The sequence below is a fragment of the Erwinia sp. Eh17-17 genome, from assembly GCF_039675725.1.
Classification (GTDB): domain Bacteria; phylum Pseudomonadota; class Gammaproteobacteria; order Enterobacterales; family Enterobacteriaceae; genus Erwinia.
In genome coordinates this window covers 326,133-351,112 of record NZ_JBDFQT010000004.1, presented here as the reverse complement: position 1 = coordinate 351,112, position 24,980 = coordinate 326,133, and the positions used below count along the sequence as shown (strand labels likewise).

The 24,980-nt window shown below is 54.2% G+C and carries 24 protein-coding genes; 10 read left to right on the top strand and 14 right to left on the bottom strand.

Features of this window, described 5'->3' with window-relative positions; all coding sequences use genetic code 11:
- The first annotated feature begins 16 nt into the window (after nucleotides 1–16).
- Nucleotides 17–847 (top strand): formate dehydrogenase accessory sulfurtransferase FdhD, encoded by an 831-nt coding sequence (gene fdhD / locus ABEH87_RS14030; protein WP_346577003.1) that lies wholly within the window; start codon nucleotides 17–19, stop codon nucleotides 845–847.
- On the opposite strand, the gene ABEH87_RS14025 is transcribed toward fdhD, so the two are convergent.
- Nucleotides 844–1,620 (bottom strand): DeoR/GlpR family DNA-binding transcription regulator, encoded by a 777-nt coding sequence (locus tag ABEH87_RS14025; RefSeq protein WP_346577001.1) that lies wholly within the window; start codon nucleotides 1,618–1,620, stop codon nucleotides 844–846. The two genes, fdhD and ABEH87_RS14025, sit on opposite strands and share 4 nt — an antisense overlap.
- A 181-nt stretch (nucleotides 1,621–1,801) precedes the next feature.
- Here ABEH87_RS14025 and ABEH87_RS14020 point away from each other — a divergent pair, with 181 nt between their 5' ends.
- The 5 genes from ABEH87_RS14020 (at nucleotide 1,802) to ABEH87_RS14000 (ending at nucleotide 7,962) form a co-directional block, all read left to right on the top strand.
- On the top strand, nucleotides 1,802–3,142 hold the full coding sequence (locus ABEH87_RS14020) for an aspartate aminotransferase family protein (protein WP_346576999.1): 1,341 nt from the start codon (nucleotides 1,802–1,804) through the stop codon (nucleotides 3,140–3,142).
- 275 nt (nucleotides 3,143–3,417) lie between these two features.
- On the top strand, nucleotides 3,418–4,035 hold the full coding sequence (gene sodA / locus ABEH87_RS14015; protein WP_346576997.1) for a superoxide dismutase [Mn]: 618 nt from the start codon (nucleotides 3,418–3,420) through the stop codon (nucleotides 4,033–4,035).
- 330 nt (nucleotides 4,036–4,365) lie between these two features.
- A complete protein-coding gene (locus tag ABEH87_RS14010; RefSeq protein ID WP_346576995.1) occupies nucleotides 4,366–5,871 on the top strand; it encodes a sugar ABC transporter ATP-binding protein in 1,506 nt (501 codons plus the stop codon).
- Nucleotides 5,868–6,872, top strand: a complete 1,005-nt coding sequence (locus ABEH87_RS14005; RefSeq protein WP_346576993.1) for an ABC transporter permease — start codon at nucleotides 5,868–5,870, stop codon at nucleotides 6,870–6,872. The genes ABEH87_RS14010 and ABEH87_RS14005 overlap by 4 nt, the downstream gene beginning before the upstream one ends.
- 22 nt (nucleotides 6,873–6,894) lie before the next feature.
- On the top strand, nucleotides 6,895–7,962 hold the full coding sequence (locus tag ABEH87_RS14000; RefSeq protein WP_346576991.1) for a sugar ABC transporter substrate-binding protein: 1,068 nt from the start codon (nucleotides 6,895–6,897) through the stop codon (nucleotides 7,960–7,962).
- Nucleotides 7,963–8,030: 68 nt separating this feature from the next.
- Here ABEH87_RS14000 and ABEH87_RS13995 read toward each other — a convergent pair whose 3' ends face one another.
- Both ABEH87_RS13995 and ABEH87_RS13990 read right to left on the bottom strand, forming a co-directional pair.
- Entirely contained in the window at nucleotides 8,031–8,351 is a 321-nt protein-coding gene (locus ABEH87_RS13995) for a FidL-like protein (RefSeq protein ID WP_346576989.1), read from the bottom strand.
- Between the two features lie 158 nt (nucleotides 8,352–8,509).
- A complete protein-coding gene (locus ABEH87_RS13990; RefSeq protein ID WP_346576988.1) occupies nucleotides 8,510–9,298 on the bottom strand; it encodes a winged helix-turn-helix domain-containing protein in 789 nt (262 codons plus the stop codon).
- Between the two features lie 373 nt (nucleotides 9,299–9,671).
- On the opposite strand from ABEH87_RS13990, the gene ABEH87_RS13985 reads away from it, so the two are divergent.
- Entirely contained in the window at nucleotides 9,672–9,932 is a 261-nt protein-coding gene (locus ABEH87_RS13985; RefSeq protein WP_346576986.1) for a FaeA/PapI family transcriptional regulator, read from the top strand.
- A gap of 113 nt (nucleotides 9,933–10,045) precedes the next feature.
- On the opposite strand, the gene ABEH87_RS13980 is transcribed toward ABEH87_RS13985, so the two are convergent.
- The 8 genes from ABEH87_RS13980 to ABEH87_RS13945 all read right to left on the bottom strand — a co-directional run bounded on the left by ABEH87_RS13980 (nucleotide 10,046) and on the right by ABEH87_RS13945 (nucleotide 19,051).
- The gene (locus ABEH87_RS13980) at nucleotides 10,046–12,082 is read right to left on the bottom strand and encodes an FKBP-type peptidyl-prolyl cis-trans isomerase N-terminal domain-containing protein (RefSeq protein ID WP_346576984.1); all 2,037 of its coding nucleotides are present in this window, start codon (nucleotides 12,080–12,082) and stop codon (nucleotides 10,046–10,048) included.
- On the bottom strand, nucleotides 12,079–12,399 hold the full coding sequence (locus ABEH87_RS13975) for a hypothetical protein (RefSeq protein WP_346576982.1): 321 nt from the start codon (nucleotides 12,397–12,399) through the stop codon (nucleotides 12,079–12,081). The genes ABEH87_RS13980 and ABEH87_RS13975 overlap by 4 nt, the downstream gene beginning before the upstream one ends.
- Before the next feature lie 168 nt (nucleotides 12,400–12,567).
- The gene (locus tag ABEH87_RS13970) at nucleotides 12,568–13,203 is read right to left on the bottom strand and encodes a LuxR C-terminal-related transcriptional regulator (protein WP_346576980.1); all 636 of its coding nucleotides are present in this window, start codon (nucleotides 13,201–13,203) and stop codon (nucleotides 12,568–12,570) included.
- Nucleotides 13,204–13,634: 431 nt separating this feature from the next.
- The gene (locus tag ABEH87_RS13965; protein ID WP_346576979.1) at nucleotides 13,635–13,997 is read right to left on the bottom strand and encodes a YibL family ribosome-associated protein; all 363 of its coding nucleotides are present in this window, start codon (nucleotides 13,995–13,997) and stop codon (nucleotides 13,635–13,637) included.
- A gap of 72 nt (nucleotides 13,998–14,069) precedes the next feature.
- Nucleotides 14,070–14,615 carry a mannitol operon repressor MtlR gene (gene mtlR / locus ABEH87_RS13960; protein ID WP_346576977.1) on the bottom strand — a complete coding sequence of 182 codons (546 nt, stop codon included), beginning with the start codon at nucleotides 14,613–14,615 and terminating at the stop codon, nucleotides 14,070–14,072.
- A gap of 80 nt (nucleotides 14,616–14,695) precedes the next feature.
- Nucleotides 14,696–15,844 (bottom strand): mannitol-1-phosphate 5-dehydrogenase, encoded by a 1,149-nt coding sequence (gene mtlD, locus ABEH87_RS13955; RefSeq protein ID WP_346576975.1) that lies wholly within the window; start codon nucleotides 15,842–15,844, stop codon nucleotides 14,696–14,698.
- 99 nt (nucleotides 15,845–15,943) lie between these two features.
- A complete protein-coding gene (locus ABEH87_RS13950; protein ID WP_346576974.1) occupies nucleotides 15,944–17,872 on the bottom strand; it encodes a PTS mannitol transporter subunit IICBA in 1,929 nt (642 codons plus the stop codon).
- A gap of 462 nt (nucleotides 17,873–18,334) precedes the next feature.
- Nucleotides 18,335–19,051: a DUF3053 domain-containing protein gene (locus ABEH87_RS13945; protein WP_346576973.1), complete on the bottom strand. Its 717-nt coding sequence runs from the start codon at nucleotides 19,049–19,051 to the stop codon at nucleotides 18,335–18,337.
- Nucleotides 19,052–19,302: 251 nt separating this feature from the next.
- On the opposite strand from ABEH87_RS13945, the gene ABEH87_RS13940 reads away from it, so the two are divergent.
- Nucleotides 19,303–19,569 (top strand): hypothetical protein, encoded by a 267-nt coding sequence (locus tag ABEH87_RS13940; RefSeq protein ID WP_346576972.1) that lies wholly within the window; start codon nucleotides 19,303–19,305, stop codon nucleotides 19,567–19,569.
- 250 nt (nucleotides 19,570–19,819) lie between these two features.
- Nucleotides 19,820–20,113, top strand: coding sequence for an HTH-type transcriptional regulator (locus ABEH87_RS13935; protein ID WP_346576971.1), 294 nt, complete (start codon nucleotides 19,820–19,822; stop codon nucleotides 20,111–20,113).
- 59 nt (nucleotides 20,114–20,172) lie between these two features.
- Here the strand turns inward: ABEH87_RS13935 and glyS are convergent, their stop codons facing one another.
- Together glyS and glyQ are read right to left on the bottom strand one after the other, a co-directional pair.
- Nucleotides 20,173–22,242 carry a glycine--tRNA ligase subunit beta gene (glyS, locus tag ABEH87_RS13930; RefSeq protein WP_346576970.1) on the bottom strand — a complete coding sequence of 690 codons (2,070 nt, stop codon included), beginning with the start codon at nucleotides 22,240–22,242 and terminating at the stop codon, nucleotides 20,173–20,175.
- Nucleotides 22,243–22,251: 9 nt separating this feature from the next.
- A complete protein-coding gene (gene glyQ, locus ABEH87_RS13925) occupies nucleotides 22,252–23,163 on the bottom strand; it encodes a glycine--tRNA ligase subunit alpha (RefSeq protein WP_154753307.1) in 912 nt (303 codons plus the stop codon).
- 230 nt (nucleotides 23,164–23,393) lie between these two features.
- Between glyQ and ABEH87_RS13920 the strand changes: the two genes are divergently transcribed.
- Nucleotides 23,394–24,389 carry an acyltransferase gene (locus tag ABEH87_RS13920; protein ID WP_346576969.1) on the top strand — a complete coding sequence of 332 codons (996 nt, stop codon included), beginning with the start codon at nucleotides 23,394–23,396 and terminating at the stop codon, nucleotides 24,387–24,389.
- On the opposite strand, the gene ABEH87_RS13915 is transcribed toward ABEH87_RS13920, so the two are convergent.
- Nucleotides 24,382–24,819 (bottom strand): SemiSWEET family transporter, encoded by a 438-nt coding sequence (locus ABEH87_RS13915; RefSeq protein ID WP_346576968.1) that lies wholly within the window; start codon nucleotides 24,817–24,819, stop codon nucleotides 24,382–24,384. The two genes, ABEH87_RS13920 and ABEH87_RS13915, sit on opposite strands and share 8 nt — an antisense overlap.
- Nucleotides 24,820–24,980 lie beyond the last annotated feature (161 nt).

Sequence of the window (24,980 nt, the reverse complement as noted above, 5' to 3'; positions counted from 1 at the left end):
GGGTGGGAAGCAATCAGTGAACGACGAACAGCACAAAAACGAAATAAACCAGCAAAAAGTGATAGGGGCCGGGCAGGTGCAGGTGTGGCAACGTGATGCCCTGGGGCAGGCACAGGCCGACTGGCTGGCGGAAGAAGTGGCGGTAGCGCTGGTGTATAACGGCATCTCGCACGTGGTGATGATGGCGACGCCGAAAGATCTGGATGCTTTCGCCATCGGTTTCTCACTGTCAGAAGGCATTATTGCCACCCCGGCGGATATCTACGGCATTGATATTGTGCCGGGCTGCCACGGCATTGAAGTGCAGGTCGAACTGTCCAGCCGTCGTTTTATGGCGCTGAAAGCGCAGCGCCGGGCGATGGCCGGGCGAACCGGCTGCGGCGTGTGTGGCGTGGAGCAGCTCAGCGAAATTGGCAAGCCGATCCAGCCGCTGCCTTTTACCCGGCGTTTTGAGCTGTCCCGGCTGGACAGCGCGCTGCGCCAGCTAAAAGATTTTCAGCCCGTCGGCCAGCTGACAGGCTGTACCCACGTTGCCGCGTGGATGACGCCGGATGGCCAGCTGACTGCCGGATGCGAGGATGTGGGGCGCCATGTGGCGCTGGATAAACTGCTGGGGCAGCGCAGCCAGGCCAGCTGGTCAGCGGCAGGCGGGGCGGTGCTGGTTTCCAGCCGGGCCAGCTATGAGATGGTGCAGAAGTCGGCGATGTGCGGCGTAGAAATCCTGTTTGCCGTCTCTGCCGCCACGCAGCTGGCGGTGGACGTCGCACAGCGCAGCAATGTGACGCTGGTGGGCTTCAGCAAACCGGGCCGGGCGACGGTGTATACGCATCCTGAACGGCTGTTTTAAGCCAGCAGCACCTGGGGCAGCAGCGCTTTCAGCGCATTAAAGGCCGGAAGCGGCTGCGCGCCGCTGTCCGTCACCAGCGTGGCGATCTGACGGATGCTGGCATAGCTCATGCGGCTGGTGAGGCCGAGCTTGGTGTGGTCGGCGAGTAAAATCAGCCGTCCGGCCTGTTCGGTCATGGCGCGGGCGATCGCCGCTTCGTGCGTGTGAAAGCTGCTGGCACCCTGCTTTGCGTCCAGCGCCACCGGGGATAACAGCGCGACGTCGGCACGGTAGCGGTAGATCTCGCCAACGGTCAGTTCGCCGCGCGTCTCCTTTGCTCCGGCCAGCATGCTGCCGCCCAGCAGGATCACCTGATTATTCAGCGCGTCGTGTTCTTCTGCGGCACACAGCTTTAACGCGGCGTTGAGGCTGTTGGTGATGATCGTCAGGCCCGACATCGAGCGCAGCTCCTCTGCCAGCATGGTGGTGGTGCTGCCCGCATCGAGAAACACCGTCTGACCGGGTTGCAGCAGCTGAGCGGCCGCACGGGCAATCGCCCGTTTCTCTCTGGCCATCACGGAACTGCGCACCGTCAGCGGCGGCTCCGGGGTGGCGTCCAGCGCCACCAGGCCGCCGTGCACGCGGCGCGCCAGGCCCTGAGCTTCCAGCTCGATAATGTCGCGGCGCGCGGTTTCGCGTGAAATGCCCAACTCTTTGATTATCCGTTCGGTACTGACCTGGCCCAGCGTGCTGAGTAGCGCACGAATGCGGTGTAAGCGTGTTTCCTGCAGCATGATTCTGATTCCCTGACATTCTCTCTGTGGCATAGCCTAACCGACAATCGACCTCTCTGCATGTGTATTTTATTGTACTTGTGTATTTAGTTGCATTTACCGCAAAAGTTGCCATGATGATAATCAGAAAGCGCTGACTGCCTGCCGCCAGGCAAACCTCAATTTTGCAACGGGAGTGATCATGGCCACACGTTCAACCATCATGGATACCAACAGTTTCCGCGCAGAGCATGCCGACGGTCTGAGTGCGGATGTGCGTAAACTGACCGACAAGCGCAGCCAGGTGCTGGGTGAGTCTTACCGCCTGTTCTACCGCAAGCCGGTTCATCTGGTGCGCGGTAAAGGTCAGTACCTGTGGGATGCCGCCGGGGATAAGTATCTCGATGTGTACAATAACGTCGCCAGCATTGGCCACTGTCATCCGGCGGTGATTGATGCGGTGTATCAGCAGATGCAGCAGCTGAACACCCACACCCGCTACCTGCATGAAGCCATCCTCGACTACTCCGAACAGCTGTTAGCGACCGCCCCGGCGGAGATCGACCGCGCCATGTATATGTGTACCGGTTCCGAAGCCAATGACCTCGCAATCCGTGTGGCGCGCGCTTACAGCGGCGGCACCGGGATTATCGTGACTCAGGAGTCGTACCACGGCACCAGCGATCTGACGTCCGGCGTTTCGCCGGCGCTGGGCAGCGGACAGCCGCTCGCCGCGACCACCCGCCTGGTACTGCCGCCGGATCGCTACCGCGTGGAGGCCCCGGATCTCGGCGCCTGGTTTGCCGCTGAAATTCAGAAGCAGATTGATGACATGGCCGCGCACGGCATTAAATTTGCCGGTTTCCTGGCGGACTCGATCTTCTCCTCCGACGGCGTGCTGCCGGGGCCAAAAGGGTTTCTTAAACAGGCGATCGACGTGGTGCACAACAACGGCGGCATCTTTATTGCCGATGAAGTGCAGCCCGGTTTTGCCCGCACCGGCGAGGCATTCTGGGGCTTTGCTCGTCATGACCTGGTGCCGGATGTGGTAACCACCGGCAAACCGATGGGCAACGGCATTCCGGTTTCCGGCCTGCTGGCAAAAAGCCACGTACTGGCGGCGTTCAGCGATGACATTCCTTACTTCAACACCTTTGGCGGCAATCCGGTGGCGATGGCCGCCGCACAGGCGGTGCTGAATGTGATTAAGGAAGAGGGGTTGCAGGAGCACAGCCGCGTGGTGGGGGCGAAGTTGCTGGCGGAGCTCTCCACGCTGAAAGAGAAATATGAGTGCGTGGGCGATGTGCGCGGTGCCGGTCTGTTCATCGGCTTTGAGCTGGTAAAAGACAAGGCCAGCAAAACCCCGGACAAGGCGCTGGCGCTGGATGTCACCGAAATGCTGCGTGAAAACCACGTACTGACCTCCGTGGCCGGTCCGTACGGCAACGTGCTGAAGCTGCGCCCGCCGCTGGCGTTCCAGGAGAGCGATATCGACTGGCTGGTGGGCGCGCTGGACAAATCACTGGCGGCGCTGGGGCGCTGACATCGCGGGCCGGGCACGGCAGACCCGCAGGGCCGATCGGTAAAGACGATCGGCCCCGGCGAGAAGTTTTGCGAAATAATCCCTTAGATCATTTGGTTGTAACCGCGTTGCGATTAGCTATAACCACGCGGTCGCGCCTGCCTGCAAAGATACCCTTACGAACGTCGGGGCATTGATATCCCTTTTCCCGATCATTTATTTAACTATAATGATCCCACTGCTTACGCGGTGCTGAACAGCGAGCGCCGCCCATAATCTGAATGGAGACGATGAACATGAGTTATTCACTGCCATCCCTGCCTTATGCGTATGACGCACTGGAACCGCATTTTGACAAGCAGACCATGGAAATTCACCACAGCAAGCACCACCAGGCTTATGTGAACAACGCGAACGCTGCGCTGGAAGGCACTGAGTTTGCCAACCTGCCTGTTGAAGAGCTGATCGCTAAACTGGATCAGCTGCCCGCTGACAAGAAAGGTCCTGTGCGTAACAACGCGGGCGGCCACGCTAACCACAGCTTCTTCTGGAAAGGTCTGAAAACCGGCACCTCTCTGGGCGGCGACCTGAAAGCAGCCATCGAGAAAGATTTCGGCAGCGTTGACGCGTTCAAAGCAGAATTCGAAAAAGCGGCAACTACCCGTTTCGGTTCTGGCTGGGCGTGGCTGGTTAAGAAAGGCGACAAGCTGGCGGTTGTCTCCACGGCAAACCAGGACAGCCCGCTGATGGGCGAAGCGATTTCTGGCGCATCCGGCACCCCGATCATCGGTCTGGATGTGTGGGAACACGCCTACTACCTGAAGTATCAGAACAAACGCCCTGACTACATCAAGGCGTTCTGGGACGTGGTTAACTGGGATGTGGCTGCAGAGAACTTTAAAGCGGCTAAGTAATCCTCAGGGGTTGTTGACCTGACGGGCGGACCCGTAAAGCGGGTCCGCCTCCGGATGTAAAAACCGGCGCTCTGTGCGCCGGTTTTTTTATGCCTGTCCGCCACTGATGCTTCGCGGCAGGCAGCATAACCACGTTGTATCTGGCAATTATTCCACGCTTTTCCACTGGTTATCAGCGCGAGGTCAGCGCTTCCCCCTGTAGTATCTGGACATCTGGATGGCTAATATTATTTTGTGTTAGCTTATACTCTTTCGTTCGTTGCCTGCCGTGATAATCCATTAAAAAATGCGGTGTACCTGTTTATTGACTGAGCCAGAGAAAACACGCCCATGACCGCGATACATCGCCTTGAAATGCGCCAGATCTCCATCGCTTTTGGCGGTTTTGCGGCGCTTAAATCCGTTAACCTCACGCTGGAAGGACATTCTGTTCATGCGCTGACCGGGGCTAACGGTGCCGGGAAATCCACGCTGATGGCGGTTCTGTCGGGCGCTTACGATCATTACAGCGGTGACATCCTGCTTGACGGTCAGCCGGTCAGTATCCGTTCGCCGCGTGATGCCAAACAGCTCGGTATTCACCTGGTACAGCAGGAAGTCGATGTGGCGCTGGTTGCTGGCCTGACGGTGGCAGAGAACATCATGCTGGATCGCCTGGCTGAAGGCGGACAGCTCTTCCGCTGGGGCGAGATGCGCCGTCAGGCAAGAGCCCTGCTGGCGCAGCTGGATGTGCAGATAGACGTCAGGCGTCAAGTCGGCCAGTGTACGCTGGCGGAAAAGCAGCAGATCCTGCTGGCGCGCGCGCTGTCGCACCACTGCCGTTTTCTGATCCTTGATGAACCCACCGCACCGCTGGACCAGCACGAAAGTGAAAAACTGTTCGCCGTGGTGCGCCAGCTGCAAAGCCAGGGCATCGGCGTGGTGTTTATCTCGCACCGTATTAATGAGCTGAAAGCAAATTGTGACCGGCTGACGGTGCTGCGCGACGGGGCGCTGATTGAAAGCGGGCCGATGCAGGGGCTGAGCGGTGAGCAGATTGTTGAGAAGATGCTCGGCCATCAGCTTGATGATATCTACCCGCCGTCACGCCCGACGTTCAGTGATGACACGCTGCTGCATATCGCCGGACTGCATGACGAGCATCTGCTGAAAGATATCACCCTGACGCTGCGCAAAGGCGAGATCCTGGGGATTGCCGGGCTGGCCGGTGCGGGAAAAACCGAACTGTGCAAAGCGCTGTTTGGTGCCAGTAAAAGCCGGGTACAGCAGGGCGAACTGCACGGTAAACCGTGGAAACCGTCCTCGCCCCATGCGGCGGTCGATAACCGCATGGCGCTGATCCCGGAGGAGCGCCGTAAAGAGGGCATCTTTATTGACGAGTCCGTGGTGATGAACCTCAGCGTGACGGCAGACAACAGCTTTTCACGCTGGAGCCTGTTTGGCCATCGTCAGGCATGGCGCTGGGCCGAAGAGGTGATCGGCAGGCTGGGCATCCGTACCACCGGTCCCCGCCAGACGCTGCGCCGCCTGTCGGGCGGCAATCAGCAGAAGGTGGCGATTGGTAAGTGGCTGCGCAACAACGCCGATGTCCTGATTTTTGATGAACCGACCAAAGGCGTGGATATCAAGGCCAAAACCGATCTGTTCGAACTGATCGACGGACTGGCCCGCCAGGGAAAAGGGGTGATTTACGCCTCCGGCGAATTTTCTGAACTGGTCGGCCTGTGTGACCGTATCTGCGTCCTGTGGGACGGGCGCATTGTGGCGGAAATGGCCGCAAATGACGTCGACGAAGAGACACTTTTACTTTATTCCACCGGAGGAACGCCTGCGTGAGCAGCAAAGAAATTTCCCTGAAGGCGGCACCGTCCGTCCGACACCAGCTGTTTGATTTTCTCTATAAGTGGGGAATGTTGCTGACGGTAGTGGCGCTGATCGCCGGTTTTGGCCTGGCGTCGGATAGCTTCCTTGAACCGACCAATATTATCAATATTCTGCGATCGATCGCCATTGTGACGGTTATCGCCATTGGCGTATCGGTCTCGCTGACCATCGGCGGATTTGATCTGTCCGTCGGCTCGACCGCCTCGCTGGCGAACTCGCTGGTGATTTCGCTGTTCGTCTGGTACGGCTTCGGCCCGACGCAGGCTATCGCCCTGACGCTGCTGCTGTGTACCCTGGTTGGTCTGTTTAACGCCTTTATGATCGTGGTACTGAAAATTCCTGACATGCTGGCGACTCTGGCCAGCCTGTTTGTGGTGCAGGGCGTGGCGATGACCTACAGCTTTGGCGGTTCGATTACTGAAAATATGGTCCTGCCCAGCGGTGATATGGCGGAAGGGACCATCCCGGCGGTGTTCTCACTGCTCGGCCAGGTGCCCATTATTGTCATTGTGATGATCGCGGTAACGGTGGTGGCCCAGCTGCTGCTGTCGCTGACGAAACACGGTCGCCGCATGTATGCCATTGGCGGCAACCCGGAGGCCGCAAGGCTGTCGGGTATCCGCACCACGCGCTATCGCGTCATCGCTTACGTGATCTCCGCCCTGCTGGCGGGGCTGGGCGGTATTCTGCTGGCGTCACGAATTGGTTCGTCGCAGGTTAACGCCGGCGGCGGCTATCTGATGGATGCCGTGGCAGCGGCCTGGATCGGTCTGTCACTGGCAGGGGCCGGAAAACCTAACGCCCTGGGTACGCTGCTGGGTGCAGTGATCCTGGGTGTCTTACAAAATGGCCTGGTGATGCTGTCCGTACCTTACTACGCGATGGACATTATTAAAGGCCTGGTGCTGGCGGTTGCGCTGGCGATTACTTACGTTCAGCGCCGCGAGGCGTAACTTTTCAGACAGGGTTAATATAATGAAAAAAATCACCACATCGCTGCTGGCTCTGAGCCTGCTCACGGCATTACCTGCTTTTGCTGCTGATACGGCGGTGCCTGCTGCGATTGCCAACCATGAAGGCCCGGTACGTATTGCGGTCATCCGCAACCTCGGCTCTGACGACAACACCACGCAGTTTGTGGCCGGAGCCATCCAGGAAGGGCGCAAGCTGGGCTTTAAAGTCAGCACCTTCCTCAGCAACGGGGATGACGCGCGTTTCCAGGATTTCGTTAATCAGGCCATCAGCCAGAAATATGACGGTATCATCCTGTCGCACGGTAAAGATCCGTATTCAACCGAGCTGGTAAAACGTATTACCGACGCCGGGATTAAGGTCTCGGTCTTCGACACGCCGGTGAACAAACCGATCGACGGCGTGACCGTGACCGCCCAGGACGATGCTTCCCTGGCACAGCTATCCCTGGACCAGCTGGTGAAAGACACGAACGGTAAGGCGAATATCGTCAAACTTTGGGTGGCTGGCTTCCCGGCGATGGAACGTCGCCAGGTGGTGTACGAGAAAGTGCTGAAAGCCAACCCGGGTATCCATCAGCTGGAATCTATCGGTGCCGTTTCTTCCGATGTACAGGGCGACACGGCCAACAAGATTGGCGCGATTCTGGCGAAATATCCGAAAGGCAAGATTGATGCTATCTGGGGCTCGTGGGATGCCTTTGCCCAGGGCGCGTATAAAGCCCTGCAGGAGAATGGCCGCACGGAGATCAAGCTGTACAGCATTGATGTCTCTAACCAGGACCTGCAGCTGATGCATGAGAAGAACAGCCCGTGGAAACAGACTGTGGCGGTCGACAGCAAGCTGATTGGGGCAACGAATATGCGCCTGGTCGCGAATAAGATTGGCGGCGAAGCCACGCCGGCGACTTATCAGTTTACTGCCTCCGCTATCTCACAGCAGCAGCTGGCCGCACAGAGCGGGGCTGTTAACGTGGCTAACCTGAATAAAATCATTCCCGGCTGGGGCACGTCCAGCGACTTCGTCGCGCCGTGGTTCGCCACCCTGGAAGCGAAGTACGCGAAGAAGTAATTGCTGGCAGCAATAAAATGACTAACGGCTTATCTGCGTGGGTGGGTAAGCCGTTTTTTTATTGCGGTTCATTGTGCGATACAGACATAAAGCGGTGAGGTACGATCGGAAACCAGCAGGGCATTATCGCTCAGCTGAGACAACTTCAGGATGAAGTCATTTTTTTTCATAAAAGCATGGTAAAAGTCGTCATCCGAGGTGGTATCGACAGCGCTGACAATACTGCTGGCGTAATTCAACTCCAGAATATGATTCTCCGGGTGATACAGAGAGTTCATGATCAGCGTTCTGCTTAGCGTAAAGTGGCCTTTCTCCGTGGATAACTGCCCGGAAAAGCCCACGGCCATACGCTTGCTGCCCAGCGTCACCAGGCTGATGCTTCCCTCCATCTTTACGGTTGAATCCGGTATATCAAGATTGAAATGCACATTCCCTTTGCAGGATATTGCCAGCTGGGGATCCTCTAAAATGTTTTTTTCTCTGGTTAAGCTGATGAGATATATAGCGGTTAAAACAATGATGGCTCCGCTGGCTAAAATGATATTTTTCATGGTTTTTTTATAGTCGCTGAAAGGTAACTTTCGCAATGTGTGAGTTTCTTGCTGTTAATCTGGTGGCACTGAGTGAGAAAAATGACGCCCTCATCGTAATCTCTTCTCGGAAAATAGTTTATAAATCGAAAGTAAACTGTCCTGTTGTTTTTTTTGCAGTTGATGTGATTTTTTTGGATAAATAAATCTAATAAATTTCGTTTTTCTTCAGTATAGCCCGCGCTGTCTTCTGCTAAATCGACTATTTTGCATGAGTCGATAGGAAGTAAAACGCCTTTTTTCTGAATGGATAAGTTATAGGTTACACTAAAAAAAACAACGAGCGTTATCAGCGTAATGAAAAGTAGCTTTACCGTTGAGGGGGTTAATGTTCTTTTTGTTTTTTTCGCCGAAATAAGCGCATCAATTCCTTTACGCTTATTGGTAATAAGCTCTTCGGTCTGATCCTCATCAGATCTGCCCGGTGTAACTTCAGCCTCCAGTCGAAATCCCTTTTTGGGTACGGTTGTGATGATGTTTTCATTAGCCCCCAGCTGTGAAAATATTTTTCTCAAAAAGCTAATGTGATTACTGAGATTATTTCCTGATGGCCGAAGTCCGTGATCTTCCCAAACGGCTTTGAGTAACGCTTCGCGGGTCCTTGTTTTACCGCAACAGGTAATTAATTCAGTCAAGAGTCTGGTGCTCGGCCTGGAGAGTTGCACCGTAGAATTATCTTTATCTATTAGGCTCAGTAATCCATTGAGCGAATCGAAATGGATAGTCTGATTAATAAAATATTCCATTTTTTATTTTCAGCAGGATTCCATCATTTAACGTGTGATTATCTTAATCCTAAGCGGTTATGTCAATGTCTACCCGGTAAGCAGATGTAGACATGATATTCTAATGTCTCGTTTAATTTTTATTATTAATTTCAAATTAAGATTAATTGTTGCAGGCAAATGACTTAATTCTGCTGCTCCAAAGGTCACTTTTTGGTATTTTATATCGAATTATATAAATTTAATGGTTTTTAATTTTGTTATTATTTAATAATTGATATTAAGTTTTGTTTGGTGGAATTGCGTACTATCATGGCTTCGTTGGAACTTCACAGGGTTGATATTTTCAATTATCTAAATTGCAGGAGCAAAATGCACTATAAGGAGCACGAAAATGAGTGAGCTGGTAACTAAGACTATTCAAAGAAGAGCATCTGTTGAACGAGTGATAACGGCATTGAAGGATTTTTTTGAAGAGAACACTTCATCATCCGTTTTAGCCAGCACCAGAGACGTGGCTAACCGTTCAGAATTGAGTATTTATAACGCCAGACATATTTTGATAAAACTGGAGAAAGAGGGTGTCATCACCTCGACTAAGAAAGAAAATAGTAAGAGTTTGTTTTGGAATAAAACAGAATCATTCCGGGCATAACGATGTTGCCTTGATTCAGGCGTATCCACTGCGCGGCGGGGATACGCCCTTTTTCTCACCGAGTCTGTGACCCTGCTTCGGTGCACTACAGCTTTTACCTTTTCAGGTAACCGTTATTTTCCCGGATAAACTTCTGCAATTCTCAGGTCATACACCATGGTTGCGTTAGGTGGGATTTTGGGCGGCATCCCTTTATCTTTATAAGCCAGTTCAGGTGGCACGACGAGGGTGACGGAACCATGATTTTTTAATTTTTGCAGCGCTTCCCTGAAGACCGGGGGAAAAGCGGATAAAGGCTGAGTGAGGACGGATCCATTGATATCCATATCAGTAATGACCTGACCATTCGTCAGACTTTCTTTTACCACAACGTCCAGCGTGGCATTTTTGGGCAGCGGCGTATCACCCTGATAGCTGATATTATACCAAAATCCTGAGGGCGATTTTTTCGTATTTTTCATTTTTGTAAAGCGCTGCAGATACTGCCTGGTCGCTTTATCTAAACTGCTGACTTTTGCCTGCTGATCTTTTTTTACACGGTTGCTGACTTCTGCCAGCGTCTTAGTAATGACTTCCGCAGAGAGTTTTGCCTGCCCCTGGAAAGCATCGATGATACCACTCAGGACCACCTGTTTATCGATTTTGCCGTCCCAGTCGCTATTTTCTGCCTGTATCTGCAAAATTTCGTCCCCAAGAGACATACCTATGGCATAAGCCTCACGACTGTTTTTCTGGTTCAGCTTCTCTGGCGTCAGCGCGGTAACACGACTTTGAGGTTTCATTTCCGCACGTTGTTTCTCGCTTGTCGCCAGCTTTGCCAGCGTACTATCCAGCTGCGTCTGCAATGCGGCGAGCTTCTCATCACGGGCACGACGTTCGCTCTCTGCTTTTTCTTTCTCAGCAGCGCTGCTGGCGGCCTCAACAGGCACGGCAGGATGAAGCTGAAGCTCATCCAGTTTCGCCTGAAGCGAGGTCGCAGTCAGCTGGCTTTTCGCCAGTTCCTCAGAAGTTGGACGTGCGGCGAGCTGTGACTGCAGTTTTGCTTTGTCATTCTGCAACAGGGTCTGGCGCTGCTGCGACTCAGTCAGTTTCTCTTTAAGTGCCAGAAGCTGCTGCTGTTGGTTTTTTTCGGCCTGGCTGTCGGCCTGGTGAGCCTCTGAAATCTGTTTTAACAACCGCTGTTTTTCCTGGTCAAACTTCTGCTGTTCGCCGGTGTTCTTCGCGGTCAACGCCGCCATGGAGGACTGAAGCGTTTTGCGCTCGACCGTCAGCTTCTCTATATTGCTGCTGCTGGCCGCGAGCTGGTTCTCCAACTGGGCAATTTTTTTCTGATACTGCTCACCCTGCTGTTTGATTGCCGCCAGGCTGGCGCTGGCATTCTTCGCGGTTAACGCCGCCATAGAGGACTGAAGCATCTTCCGCTCGGCCGTCAGCTTCTCTAAATTGCTGCTGCTGGCCGCGAGTTGGCTCTCCAGCTGGGCAATTTTTTTCTGATACTGCTCAACCTGTTTTTTCAGGTCGGCCTGTTGAGGGCTGGCGGTATTTTTTGCGGCATCGTTAGCGGCCTGAAGCTGAATACGCAGAGCTTTTTCAGCATCCTGCACGTCTTTCAGCTGCTTATTAACTTCGGCTAATTTACCCACCAGTGCATCATGCGTTGGCGTATTGGCTGCGGGGATAGCCGCAGAATGTTGCAGTAACGCAATTTGTTTTTTTAGCTGATTAATTTTGCGGTCTTTCTGCACATTCGACTGGGTTAATTTAGCGACCAGCGCCTTGTGCGCTCGCGGATTGGCAGGGGGCCGTTCGGCAGCTGCAGCCTGCTGCTGCTTTCTCAGCTGGATCCGTTCACGGTCTTTTTGCGAGACGTTTTCGACGTTGCTCTGTCGCAGCTTTTCCAACTGATCGCTATCAAGGGCAGAGACAGGGCGTTCGACGTGGGGTCTGGCACCGCTTTGCTGGTCAGGAGGCGAAAGCATGTGAGTGACCGGAGCCTCCTGCTTTTTCTCCTGGTTTGCCAGTGAGGTCGCAAATTCCAAAACGGCAGGGGCTTCGGTTTCTGCGGCATAAAGGTGGTTTGTCCCCAACAGACTGACTACCAGCATGCTGACTGCTGACAGAGCAAACGGTAAACGATATTTCTCCATCATGGATGTGCCTCACCCTTACTTGCCAGGCTGTCCATTAAGGTTTGTGCAATTTTCGAACAAATCAGGTTGGCGCGGTAATGATAAAGGGAGTCCACTGTATCCTGGGTATTGGCATCCACATTTTTACGCATCCCGCTGTACTGGGCTGCGCTGGTCATCAGATAAATGAAGGAATTATTCAACCGATTGTAATCAGGCTGATTCATGGTTTTCAGTGCTTCAAGCTGAGCCTGACATCTTTTCAGATTTTCATTTTCCTGATTGTATTTGGCACTGTGCTCAGTTTGCTGTGGCGAGTCAGAAGAGTGCGGCGTCACCTGACAGCCTGAAACCAGGAAAACCAATAGTACGGCGACTAAGTGGGTTATTGAAACTCTGCAGATTGTTATCATGAAATAGCTCTGGTTAATCACTTAACGAATGATGATCATCACGACAGGGCTGGGCGTTATTTTCTGTTGTCCCGATTCACGCCCCTGCCGGAATTAATGAAATGCGTCACTGCTGCGTATTGACTCACACCAGCCTTCCTGGATTAACCAGTAGTTCAGTTCTGCAGGGCGAATCATATTAAGCTTGGACATAATATTTCTTTTATGAGCGCTGACGGTTTTCTCACTGATATGAAGAAAACGTGCCACGCCGCCATTACTGATACCGCGCGCAAGATAGCGAAGAATTTCAGTTTCACGACGGGTCAGATTATTGTTGGTACGGTTCGAACACGGCTGGATCAATATACTGCGCAGGTTTTGCAGCTGCTCCAGCTGCCTGTTAATCACCAGCAACAGGCTTTCCACCGACTGATCGCGGTAGAGCGTGGCGTAATGGTTAATTTTAGGGGCTTTTTCATCGGGAGAGATGGGATCGCTGGCGCTATCTTTGATGACAAAGATACAGAGAGGGCGCATCGACATGCGGCGATTCAGATAGTGAATGTTCGCAATAGAGAGCGATTCCTCGGCAAGGAATATCACCTTTGCCCTACTGTTGAAGGCACAATCGGTAAAATCAGCGTGAATTCCACGGCTGGAAAAATCTTCAGAAAGACAATCCGCTAATCCAGCAACGTAATAGCGATTCGGATCATTGATGACAATAGTGATGTTATTCTTTCTCATGATTCATTACCTGAAGTTATCCTTAACAAAGACGTCATGGTCTACTCTGAGAGACGCCTCTTCGTGACTCCTGAACAGCATACCTTTAACACATTATATTGAAAATTCGAGATTAACGGTATCAATGTTCTTATTAATTGGTCACTGCGATATTTAATCCTATATTTTGATATTATGTCGGGTCTATGAATCGCAATTGGGATTTAATTTATTTTTTTCGACACTAAATATCGATGTTTTACGACAGGCGACATCGCTGTTTTAAAATATCAGTAGGAGTAATGATTCTGGCAGGTTCAGGTAAAGAAAGAATGTGCCTGAAATAGCAGGCTGACACCGCATGTTTCCTGGGTGCCGGAGCGTGAAGGGGAGGGAGATTTAGCAAAAAAGACAGGATGCTGAGATCCTGTTTTTTCATCATGAAGTGCGGTTCAGAAAGCCGTTTTTGCGAAGCCGGTCATCTCTTTCAGACCCATCTCGCGGCCCAGCGCAGTGGTCGGATGTACCACCACGATACCGCGTACGCTTTTCTTTAGTGCGCCCATGTTAGCCTGCTCTTTCTTGGTAATGGCACGGCTGAACGGCAGCTTCTGCAAATCCTGAGCTTCTTTGCTCAGTTTCTCCGCACGTACACCGCGCAGACGCTCGATCTCTGCTTCTAATTTGTCTTTTTCTTTCAGCAGTTCACCGAGTTTTTCGCTCTCACCGGATGCCAGCAGCACCGGTTCTTTATGATTAAGCGCATCCAGCTTGTCGCTGAGCTCTTTGATTTCTGCTTTAACTTGTTCTTTCATCACGATTGACCATTAAATTGATTCATTACTGCAAAGGATACACGAAAGCGGGGCAAAGAGGGAAAGGGCGGGTTACTTTTTGAAAGCCTGCTTCATACTGATACGCGAGATCAGTGCGGTCAGAGACAGCACCATCGTGGAACGCACCACCTGCTGATAACGCTGCTGCTGCATCGCGCGCAGCCCGGCATCATCACTGACTAAATCAGGACGCGGCGGCAGATCGCTGACGCAGTGCAGCTCATCAAATGGGCCGAGGATTTCATCGTCAGTAAAACGATACTCGTTGCCGTCATGATTCAGCTCTTCGCGCAGTGCCATCAGCAGCTCACAGTCTTCGTACTCGCTGCGGTTAATCACCCCTAAACCGTAAATCAGCTTCAGCCGCACCGACAGCTCGCCCAGCGGGCCATCACCTAGCAGCAGCGGCTCTACGGCGTATTTAACGGCGTAGTCGTCCTTACGAAACACCTGCACCACCAGCATGTTCACTGCTTCTGCCAGCAGTTCAACCGCGACGATCAGAAAGCTTCTTACCGATCGCCCGGCATTCAGGCGTTCGAGCACCCGATTTTCAAAAGCCTGTGGTTGTTCCATGAGTGCCTGCATATCATTCATATGGCGTAATAACGCCTGCGCGGGCACAGCGGAGGTGCTGTGCCCTGGTTGTTCGTCCGTGAGGAGCGCTTGCGCAGACATTATGCCATAGCGTTCCAGGCCTTCACTACCGCCTTCACCACATCGCTGTCACTCTCCAGGCCGGAGATGTGCGCCAGGGTGGTGGCAACGTCCTGTTTCGCCAGCAGGGCAGCCAGTTCCTGCGCCTGGGGATCCTGGTCGCTGCGATAGTGCAGGGCGGCGGCAATCCCGGTGACCAGGTTGTCGTGCGGCAGCTGGTATTCCAGCGCCCCCAGCGTTGGCTTGATCAGACGGTCACCGGCGCTCAGCTTACGCAGCGGCTGACGGCCCACGCGCTCAACGTCATCTTTCAGGTAAGGATTTTCAAAGCGGCCGAGAATTTTCTGGATGTAGGCCGCATGCTTCACCGGGTCAAAATCATAACGCCTGATCAGCACGGCACCGCTCTCTTCCATCGCGCCCTGCACCACGGCACGCACTTTCTCATCCAGGATGGCATCGCGAATGGTCTGGTGACCCGCCAGCTGTCCAAGATAAGCGGCGATAGCGTGGCCGGTATTGAGGGTAAACAGCTTACGCTCAACGAATGCCATCAGGTTGTCCGTCAGTTCCATCCCGGCAATCGCGGGCAGGTCGCCTTTGAACTGGGTTTTATCGACGATCCACTCGCTGAAGGTTTCCACAGTCACTTCCAGCGGGTCGCTGCTGCCTGCTTCAGAAGGGGGGACGATGCGGTCAACGGCGGAGTCAACGAAGCCAACATGCTCTTCCACCCAGGCGTGATATTCCGCAGGCAGGGCGTTCAGTACGTGGCCTTTCAGCTGCGTGGTGCCGCGCACCATATTCTCACAGGCGATAATGTTCAGCGGACGGGTATTAGCGTTATCACTGCGTTTCGCCAGCCCTTTAGCAATGCTGGCAGCAATGCGCTCAAGGATCTGTGGACCAACCGCCGTGGTAACGATATCAACCTCTGCCACCAGCGTGATGATGTCATCGCTGGTACTGTTCACGGCGTTCACGCCCTTTACTACCTCAACCTGTGCCTGCTCGCCCACCACGTGTACCGGGTATTCACCGCGGGCGTTGAGTGCGTCCAGAACCACCTGATTCACGTCGGCGAAAGTCAGCTGAATACCGGCATCCGCCAGCAGTTTGCCGATAAAACCACGGCCGATATTACCGGCGCCAAAATGTAATGCTTTCATAATTGTTCCCGTATCAATGATGCAAAGGTCGGGCATGCCCAAACCAAAAAAGGGCCGGGCATGCCCAGCCCTACACAGAGGTATGATGGTTAAACCGGCTTACGCGCGGGGTTTACCTGACAGGAGGTCGAGCACTTCCTGTACATCCGTCGTGGTGGCCAGACGGGCGATCACGCTGTCATCGTCCAGGGCATTCGTCAGGCTGGTAATCACCTGAATATGCTCGTTGTTACGTGCGGCGATACCAATCACCAGGCGGGCGATGTCGTCCGGCTCTTCACCGAAGTGCACCCCGGCCGGGTACTGGCAGAACACCACGCCGGTTTTCAGCACGCGGTCTTTCGCTTCCACGGTGCCGTGCGGGACGGCAATGGATTCACCCAGATAGGTCGGCGTCAGCTTCTCACGTGCCAGCATCGCTTCAACATATTCCGGCTCAACGTAACCGCCTTTCACCAGCTGTTCGCCGGCAAAGCGGATGGCCTGCTCTTTATCTGCGGCATGGTTACCGAGGAACACGTTAGCGGCGCTCAGTCTGAACAGGTGATCCTGGCCTTCATCAAAGCTGTCGCTCAGCGCGCTGCTGACTTTCTCACGGTGATCGGCACTGCGTCCGGCTTCCACCAGGCGCGCCGTCAGGTCGTTATACAGGCCGCTGTCGAGGAAGTTGGTCAGTGAGATGTGCTGGGCATGAGGCGCCTGGCGCATCGCGCGTTCAGTCAGGTCACGGTGGGTGATCACCAGGTCAACGTCGCCCGGCAGGTTGTTAATTGCAGTGTTGGTGACGGAAATCAGCGTCAGACCGGCATCGTTCACCTTCTTACGCAGCACACCCGCACCCATGGCGCTGGAACCCATTCCGGCATCGCAGGCAACAATGATTTTGCGCACGTGGCTCAGGTCGCTGTGCAGACCATCAGCAGCGGCCGGGGTGGCAGACTGGCCTTTAGACTGGGCTTTCATTTCCTGCACGCGGCGGGAAGCGGCTTCGATATCGTCATCCTCTTTCACTTTGCTGGTTTTCAGCAGAATGGCAGAGACCACGAAGGAGACGGCAAAGGCAGCGAAGATCGCGGCGATGTTCGCGAAGTAAGCTCCTTTTGGCGTCATGGCCAGTACCGCGAGGATAGAACCCGGAGAGGCCGGAGAGACCAGGCCGCCGTTCAGCAGCGTCAGGGTGAAGACACCCGTCATCCCACCGAGGATCACCGCCAGAATCAGGCGTGGGTTCATCAGCACGTACGGGAAGTAGATTTCGTGAATACCACCGAGGAAGTGGATAATCGCAGCGCCACCGGCAGACTGTTTCGCATTGCCGCGGCCGAAGAACATATACGCCATCAGCACGCCCATACCCGGACCCGGGTTGGCTTCGATCAGGAAGAAGATCGACTTACCGGCTTCGCTGGCCTGCTGGATACCCAGCGGCGAGAAGATACCGTGGTTAATGGCGTTATTCAGGAACAGGATTTTCGCCGGTTCCACAAAGATAGAGGTCAGCGGCAGCAGGTTGTTCTGCACCATCAGATTCACGCCTGCCGCGAGAATATGGGACAGACCTTCCACCAGTGGGCCAATCGCCAGGAATGCGAGGATAGCCAACAGCATGCCGATGATACCGGCAGAGAAGTTGTTAACCAGCATTTCGAAGCCGCTTTTGATTTTGCCGTCAACCATGCGGTCGAAGGTTTTAATCGCCCAGCCGCCCAGAGGACCGGCAATCATCGAGCCGAGGAACATCGGCATATCGGCACCGACAATCACGCCCATGGTGGTGATAGCACCCACCACACCGCCGCGATCGCCACCGACCAGGCGACCACCGGTATAACCGATCAGCAGGGGCAGCAGGTAGGTAATCATTGGGCCAACCAGTTTCGCCATGGTTTCGTTTGGCAGCCATCCGGTTGGAATAAATAGCGCGGTGATAATACCCCAGGCGATAAACGCCCCGATATTTGGCATTACCATGTTGCTCAGAAAACGACCAAAGTTCTGGACCCTGATCTTGATATCTGATGAGGACATATAAAACACCCCTTATTAGTTCGCGCCGACAAATAAGAGAGCGCGTTGAATTTTTGTTTTAGACCTGACAGTGGGAAGCCATCAGTATCACTGTATGCAGGCGGACTCTATCACGCGAATATGACGCTGCGTAGCGGGTGGGATAAGTGTGATCCAGATCACTCTTACAGGGTGGGGGTTGGGGTTGTTTTAGTGATGTTCATCACATTTAAGCGCTGTAGCAAAAGGACTTCGCGGTTTTTTTATGCAGGAAAAGCGGTGTGATGTGATATGTGTCACAAATTAGTGTTGGCGCTTTGTTTGTATTTTGTGATGTAAATCACAAATTATTTTCAGGGTGAATGCGTGCGATCACACTTCTTCCGGCAGCAAAATAGTGCGATAAGTCTTATGTAAGAAAATGACAGCGGCAGGCAGAGAAGGAAGCAGAGCGGGTAAAAAAACCCGCTCTGTTATAAACGCTTACTGGAAACTGTTTTTCAGGGCCGCCTGGGCCTGGGTCAGCGCCTGGGCATTGGCACTGAGGTTGCTCATCAGCGTATTGTACTGGTTCGCCTGTTCCTGGGTCGGGAACTGAATAGCAGAACCGTTAAAGCTGACGTTGGCCCCCTGCTGCTGCAGGAAATCACCGGCCTGTACCGCATCCTGGCTCAGAGCCTGTAAGGCAGGCAGCAGCGGCGCTAACGTTGCTGCCGGCTGCGTGACGACTTTGGTATACACATTGTCGTACACGGTTTTCAGTTCAGAGGGCTGTTTCAGCGCGGCTTTGCTGCTGTCGGCCTGGCTCTTCGCTGACTGAATCTGCTGGGTGAGCACGCCAAGCGATCCGCTTGCCTGACGCAGTGCATCACGGCGGGTCAGATAGTCCTGCGGGCTGCGAATTGCCGACAGTTCATCGACCACCGGTTTCATTCCGGAATCCACCGCACGGTTCACCTGCTGGGAGAAGCCAAACAGAATGGCGTAGTCGCTGACATAGGGGCCGAACTTCTGCTTCTGATCTTCACTCAGGCCTGGCAGGTGCTCACCGCTGCGCATCACGGTATTTTGCAGGAAATCGATAAACGCTTTGCGCTGATCGGCTTCGCTGTCGCCGCAGCCGGTCAGCTGCACCGCCAGAAACAGTGCTATAAACGGGACCAGCAGACGCATCCAGATGCGTGATATTCCTGTACTCATAAAAAATAACTCCTGTTAACAAACATTTACCTGATTAGCTGCAGGTAAAATCATGAGTAAATAATAGTCGAAATCGCTTTTATTGGATAGCCGTTGTTTGTGAAAGTTAATTTTGCGATATCTTCCTTTGAACTTGCCTGAAATTTGATAGATTGGACCAATTACGATGATGTCAATTCAAATTTAATTTTACTCTTATAACCGTTAACTCAATGAGTTAGCAGTTGGACTACAATTAATGGAGTAATAAAATGAGTATTCGTGATTTAAATACAACAGAAATAGCTCAGGTAAGTGGTGGTATGTATCCAGGCGATCCTTCATTTGGTGATGCCATTGAATCTTTCTTGCAACTTGCATCAATCTATTCAAAGGCTGAGAAAAGGTATGCGGGTAAAGACCCTCACTATATCGCAGCGGTTGATCCACGTATCAGCAAACCCTTAACCAAGATGATCGATCAGTTTGGCGGAAGCGGTTTTGGTACCCTTTTAACATGGTACAAACAATTCGCCTGAAAACTGTTAACGTTATGATATATAAGGGCCACGATAAAGTGGTCCTTTTGCTTTGTCCGCAATATGAAAAAATACTCAAAAAATATTGTCCGCCTTCACAGATTTGATCCCATACTTGTGATCCTGGCGTTTCCCTGTGCTGCCTCGAAAAAGCGTCCCAGTGGGTGATGTTCGCCAGTATTCAGAGCCTGAGTGTCAGGCTCTATTCCTCTGGTTGTTCACGTTGAAGTGAGTTTTATGAGGTGCTTTTATGGAGACTAAAGATCCTATGTCCGAACTGCTCTTGAGTCTGGAGCAGATTGTGTTGACCCGTAATGTGATGCAGGCCATTCCCGCCCTGAAAAATGAAGTGGCGTTGCCCGAGCCAAAAAGAGTTCGGGAAATTACCGGCATGCAGATTGATGAATTTGCTCAGGCATTAGGTGTCAGCGTTTCTTCGGTGAAAAGCTGGGAAGCGAAACGTACCAAACCGTCCGGAAGTGCGCAGAAGTTAATGCAGTTGATTCAGTCGAATCCGTGCATCAGCAGACAGCTGCTGAGCTGACAGAAAAAACCCGCCAACGGCGGGTTTTGTATTTCCGGAGTAGCCAGAACGCCATCACATCACTGCAGCAGAGAAATATCCGCTACCTGCAGGAACAGCTCGCGCAGTTTCGCCAGCAGCGTCAGGCGGTTGATACGCACTTCTTTCTCTTCGGCATTCACCATCACCTTATCAAAGAAGTTATCCACCGCTTCACGCAGCTGTGCCAGCTCAATCAGCGCATCCTGGTAACGCCCTTCAGCGAAGTACGGCTGCAGTTTGCTGGTCAGGGCCGCCACATAGGTCGCCAGCTTGATCTCTTCATTCTCTTTCAGCAGTGACGCCTGCACGCTGTCGTTCAGCGGTTCGGTGGCTTTTGCGAGAATATTCGACACGCGCTTGTTGGCGGCGGCCAGGCTGGCTGCCTGTTCCAGCGAACGGAAGTGAGACACCGCCTTCATGCGCGCGTCGAAGTCTGCCGGGCGCGTCGGACGACGGGCCAGCACGGCCTGAAGGGTATCGACGCTGTGGCCTTCTTCCTGGTACCAGGTACGGAAACGGCCAAGCATAAAGTCGATCACTTCATCAACCGCTTTGGCATTAGACAGCTTGCTGCCATACAGGCGCACGGCTTCTTCCGTCAGGGTTTGCAGATCCAGCGGCAGGTTCTTCTCAACGATAATACGCAGCACGCCCAGCGCGGCACGGCGCAGTGCGAACGGGTCTTTATCGCCTTTCGGATGCTGACCAATACCGAAGATCCCCGCGAGGGTATCCATCTTGTCTGCAATCGCCAGCGCGCAGGCCACCGGGTTGGACGGCAGTTCATCACCGGCAAAGCGCGGCTGATACTGCTCGTTCAGGGCCACGGCCACGTCTTCGGCTTCGCCGTCGTGACGCGCGTAGTGCATGCCCATCACGCCCTGGGTGTCGGTAAACTCGAACACCATATTGGTCATCAGGTCACACTTCGACAGCAGGCCGGCACGGGTCGCGTGATTGACGTCTGCGCCGATCTGCGCGGCAATCCAGCCTGCCAGCGCCTGAATGCGATCGGTCTTGTCACGCAGGGTGCCCAGATCTTTCTGGAACAGCACGGTTTCCAGACGCGGCAGGTTATCTTCCAGACGACGCTTGCGGTCGCTGTTAAAGAAGAACTCGGCGTCGGCGAGGCGTGGACGTACCACCTTCTCGTTACCGGAGATAATCTGCTGCGGATCTTTCGACTCGATATTGGTGACGAAGATAAAGTTCGGCAGCAGCTTGCCCGCCTTGTCGTACACCGGGAAATATTTCTGATCGCCCTTCATGGTGTACACCAGCGCTTCGGCCGGCACCGCGAGGAATTTCTCTTCAAACTTAGCCGTCAGCACCACCGGCCACTCGACCAGGGAGGTGACTTCTTCCAGCAGGCTTTCGCTCAGGTCAGCGATACCGCCAATCTTCGCGGCCGCGTCTTCTGCACCGGCTTTGATCAGCGCTTTACGCACTTCGAAGTCCGGCTGGACTTTGCCGCGTTCGACCAGGATCTGCGGATACTGGTCAGCGTTATCGATGGTGAACTCAGGCTCACCCATGAAGCGGTGACCGCGCAGGGTACGCGCGGAATCAATACCGAGGATTTTCGCCGGGATCAGTTCATCACCCAGCAGCAGCGTCACGGTGTGCACCGGGCGCACGAACTGCACCTCGGATGCGCCCCAGCGCATCAGTTTCGGGATCGGCAGCTTCGCCAGGGAGGTGGCGATCATCGCGGGCAGCAGGGTCTGGGCGCTTTCGCCGGTCACCTGAGCGCGGTACAGCAGCCATTCGCCTTTATCGGTGCTCAGGCGCTCGGCCTGGTCAACGGTAATGCCACAGCCGCGCGCCCAGCCTTCAGCGGCTTTGCTCGCTACGCCGTTAGCGTCAAACGCGGCCTGAATCGCCGGGCCACGCTTTTCCACTTCGCGATCGGGCTGTGCAGCGGCCAGGTTCGCCACTTTCAGCGCCAGACGGCGCGGTGCGGCAAACCAGCTGACTTCGCCGTGGGCCAGGCCGGCGGCATCCAGTTCAGCGGTCACGTTGGCTGCAAAGGATTCCGCCAGGCTGCGCAGGGCTTTTGGTGGCAGCTCTTCGGTGCCGATTTCCACCAGGAAGGTTTTTTCAGTCATGGCTGCCTCTTATTTCTTGTTATTGCACATCGGGAAGCCGAGTGCCTCGCGGGAGGCATAGTAGGCTTCAGCCACGGCTTTCGTCAGGGTGCGGATGCGCAGAATATAGCGCTGGCGCTCGGTGACGGAGATCGCTTTGCGCGCATCCAGCAGGTTAAAGCTGTGTGCGGCCTTCAGAATACGTTCGTAGGCCGGCAGCGGCAGCGGTTTTTCCAGCGCCAGCAGGCTCTGCGCTTCTTTCTCGTACTGCTCGAAGCAGGTAAACAGGAAATCGACGTCAGCGTATTCGAAGTTGTAGGTGGACTGCTCCACCTCGTTCTGGTGGAACACGTCGCCGTAGGTGGTTTTCCCCAGCGGGCCGTCGCTCCAGACCAGATCGTAAACGCTGTCCACGCCCTGGATGTACATCGCCAGGCGCTCCAGACCGTAGGTGATCTCACCGGTCACCGGCTTACACTCCAGGCCACCGACCTGCTGGAAGTAGGTGAACTGCGTTACTTCCATGCCGTTCAGCCACACTTCCCAGCCCAGACCCCAGGCACCCAGCGTCGGGTTTTCCCAGTTATCTTCCACGAAGCGGATATCGTGAATGGTCGGGTCCATACCCAGCTCTTTCAGGGAGCCGAGGTACAGCTCCTGAATGTTGTCCGGGGACGGCTTGATGATCACCTGGAACTGGTAGTAGTGCTGCAGGCGGTTCGGGTTTTCCCCGTAGCGGCCATCGGTCGGACGGCGCGAAGGCTGCACGTAGGCAACGGCGGTCGGCTCCGGGCCCAGCGCACGCAGGCAGGTCATCGGGTGAGACGTACCAGCGCCCACTTCCATATCCAGCGGTTGGATGATGGTGCAGCCCTGGCGCGCCCAGTAATCCTGTAAGGTCAGGATCAGCCCCTGAAAAGTCTTGGTATCAAACTTTGGCATGTTGATTTCGCACGCGATACGAGTAGTTATAAAAAGTGGGCGTCAGTATACCCTTTGACCGTACCTATTACCAAAATGCCGTGATGATTCCTGTATGAAAATTTTGCTGCCCGCACCACATAATCCCTTCATCCTGGTCCTATTTTTGCCTTTCGCGGTTGTTGAAGCGCAGCCACCTGGCTACCCTCTGTGTCGCATAAGTGCAGATGTGGCCGTGAAATGGAGATGAAATGTCGCAAAAGATTGGATGGATAGAGAACTTACGCGCAGTTGCCTGCCTGATGGTGATTATGATCCATACCACCACCTGGTATGTGACCACCGGCATGTCGGTGGGGGAACACAACTGGGATCTCTCCAACCTGCTGAACTCTGCCTCCCGCGTCTGCGTACCGATCTTCTTTATGATTTCCGGCTACCTGTTCTTTGGCGAGCGCAGCGCGCAGGGGCGGCATTTTCTGCGCATTGTGCTGTGCCTGCTGTTCTACAGCACGGTGGCGCTGGTTTATATCACCCTGCTGACGCCGATTAATGAAGCGATGTCGGTCAAAAACCTGCTGCAGAAGCCGGTGTTTTATCACCTGTGGTTCTTCTTCGCGATCATGGTGATTTACCTGCTGTCACCGCTGATTCAGGTTAAGCCGGTGCGGGCGCGTTACCTGGCGGTGGTGACCCTGGTGCTGGCGCTGCTGGCCAACCCGAACACCATCGACAGCTCGGTTGCCCGCTTCCACTGGCTGCCGATCAACCTGTATATCAACGGGGACACCATCTACTATCTGCTGTATGCGCTGTTTGGCCGGGCGATTGGCATGATGGAGACGCAGAAACGCGGTATTTCCTGGCTGGCGGGGAGTGTGTTTGCGCTCTGCGTGCTGATGATTGCCTTTGGCACCAAACGCCAGTTCGCCATCAACGGGGCGTTTGCCGACACCTGGTATCTGTACTGCGGCCCGGCGGTGTTCTTCGCCGCCGTCAGCCTGCTGGTGCTGTTCAAAAACACCCTCAGCGACCGTGTGAACCCGTTCTTTGCGCTGATCTCCCGCTGCTCACTGCCGATTTACGGCTTTCACGCGCTGTTTATTCACTATATGCGCACCCACGGCCTGGATAACACCGACCATCCGCTGATCGACATCCCGCTGATTTTCGGCATTACTCTGGGCGGCAGCCTGCTGCTGGCGCTGGGCCTGCAGAAGCTGGATAAGCGCCGCCTGGTCAGCTGACTTCTTTCTGCTGCTCCTGTGGGGCTTTCAGCGGGCGCAGCCGCCGGATGCGTGGGTTAAGGATCACCTTCGGCATCCGCACCAGCCTGCGGCGGTTGGGGTTACGCACCGGCCGCTCGTGCCACAGCTTGAGCATAATCACCGTCAGCGCCAGCAGGGCGGTAATACCGTTGGCAACCATCACCGGCACATCATTCAGGCGGTAACCGTACCCGCACCAGCAGGATACGCCAAAGAACAGCGCGGCCCACATCCCCAGCGACAGGCTGCTGGTATCCTTGTTTTTAATAATGTGCAGCACCTGCAGGCAGAACGACCCGGTGGTGACCCAGGCCGCCAGCGTTCCCAGCCACGTTGGCCACGACGAGAGAAAAAAAATCGACAGCAGTGCCAGCACCACGGTGGCGGCAACAATGAGCAGGTTCTTCATAACGTTCGTGCCTCGTGTCTGTAATAAGTCGCTTTGCGGCTTTCAGCTAAAGCGGTTTAGCTTTTCAGTTAAAAACACCGCAATGTTACTGGTAACACTAGCACAGGCGTTGAATGAATTGAAATCGCGTGGCGAATGCCCGCGACCTCAGCGGCGAGATT

Coding starts and splice junctions, on each gene's coding strand:
- ABEH87_RS14025 (WP_346577001.1), bottom strand. CDS start 1,620: ATGCTGCAGGAAACACGCTTACACCGCATTCGTGCGCTACTCAGCACG.
- ABEH87_RS14020 (WP_346576999.1), top strand. CDS start 1,802: ATGGCCACACGTTCAACCATCATGGATACCAACAGTTTCCGCGCAGAG.
- sodA (WP_346576997.1), top strand. CDS start 3,418: ATGAGTTATTCACTGCCATCCCTGCCTTATGCGTATGACGCACTGGAA.
- ABEH87_RS14010 (WP_346576995.1), top strand. CDS start 4,366: ATGACCGCGATACATCGCCTTGAAATGCGCCAGATCTCCATCGCTTTT.
- ABEH87_RS14000 (WP_346576991.1), top strand. CDS start 6,895: ATGAAAAAAATCACCACATCGCTGCTGGCTCTGAGCCTGCTCACGGCA.
- ABEH87_RS13995 (WP_346576989.1), bottom strand. CDS start 8,351: ATGGAGGGAAGCATCAGCCTGGTGACGCTGGGCAGCAAGCGTATGGCC.
- ABEH87_RS13990 (WP_346576988.1), bottom strand. CDS start 9,298: ATGGAATATTTTATTAATCAGACTATCCATTTCGATTCGCTCAATGGA.
- ABEH87_RS13985 (WP_346576986.1), top strand. CDS start 9,672: ATGAGTGAGCTGGTAACTAAGACTATTCAAAGAAGAGCATCTGTTGAA.
- ABEH87_RS13980 (WP_346576984.1), bottom strand. CDS start 12,082: ATGATGGAGAAATATCGTTTACCGTTTGCTCTGTCAGCAGTCAGCATG.
- ABEH87_RS13970 (WP_346576980.1), bottom strand. CDS start 13,203: ATGAGAAAGAATAACATCACTATTGTCATCAATGATCCGAATCGCTAT.
- ABEH87_RS13965 (WP_346576979.1), bottom strand. CDS start 13,997: ATGAAAGAACAAGTTAAAGCAGAAATCAAAGAGCTCAGCGACAAGCTG.
- mtlR (WP_346576977.1), bottom strand. CDS start 14,615: ATGAATGATATGCAGGCACTCATGGAACAACCACAGGCTTTTGAAAAT.
- mtlD (WP_346576975.1), bottom strand. CDS start 15,844: ATGAAAGCATTACATTTTGGCGCCGGTAATATCGGCCGTGGTTTTATC.
- ABEH87_RS13950 (WP_346576974.1), bottom strand. CDS start 17,872: ATGTCCTCATCAGATATCAAGATCAGGGTCCAGAACTTTGGTCGTTTT.
- ABEH87_RS13945 (WP_346576973.1), bottom strand. CDS start 19,051: ATGAGTACAGGAATATCACGCATCTGGATGCGTCTGCTGGTCCCGTTT.
- ABEH87_RS13940 (WP_346576972.1), top strand. CDS start 19,303: ATGAGTATTCGTGATTTAAATACAACAGAAATAGCTCAGGTAAGTGGT.
- ABEH87_RS13935 (WP_346576971.1), top strand. CDS start 19,820: ATGGAGACTAAAGATCCTATGTCCGAACTGCTCTTGAGTCTGGAGCAG.
- glyS (WP_346576970.1), bottom strand. CDS start 22,242: ATGACTGAAAAAACCTTCCTGGTGGAAATCGGCACCGAAGAGCTGCCA.
- glyQ (WP_154753307.1), bottom strand. CDS start 23,163: ATGCCAAAGTTTGATACCAAGACTTTTCAGGGGCTGATCCTGACCTTA.
- ABEH87_RS13920 (WP_346576969.1), top strand. CDS start 23,394: ATGTCGCAAAAGATTGGATGGATAGAGAACTTACGCGCAGTTGCCTGC.
- ABEH87_RS13915 (WP_346576968.1), bottom strand. CDS start 24,819: ATGAAGAACCTGCTCATTGTTGCCGCCACCGTGGTGCTGGCACTGCTG.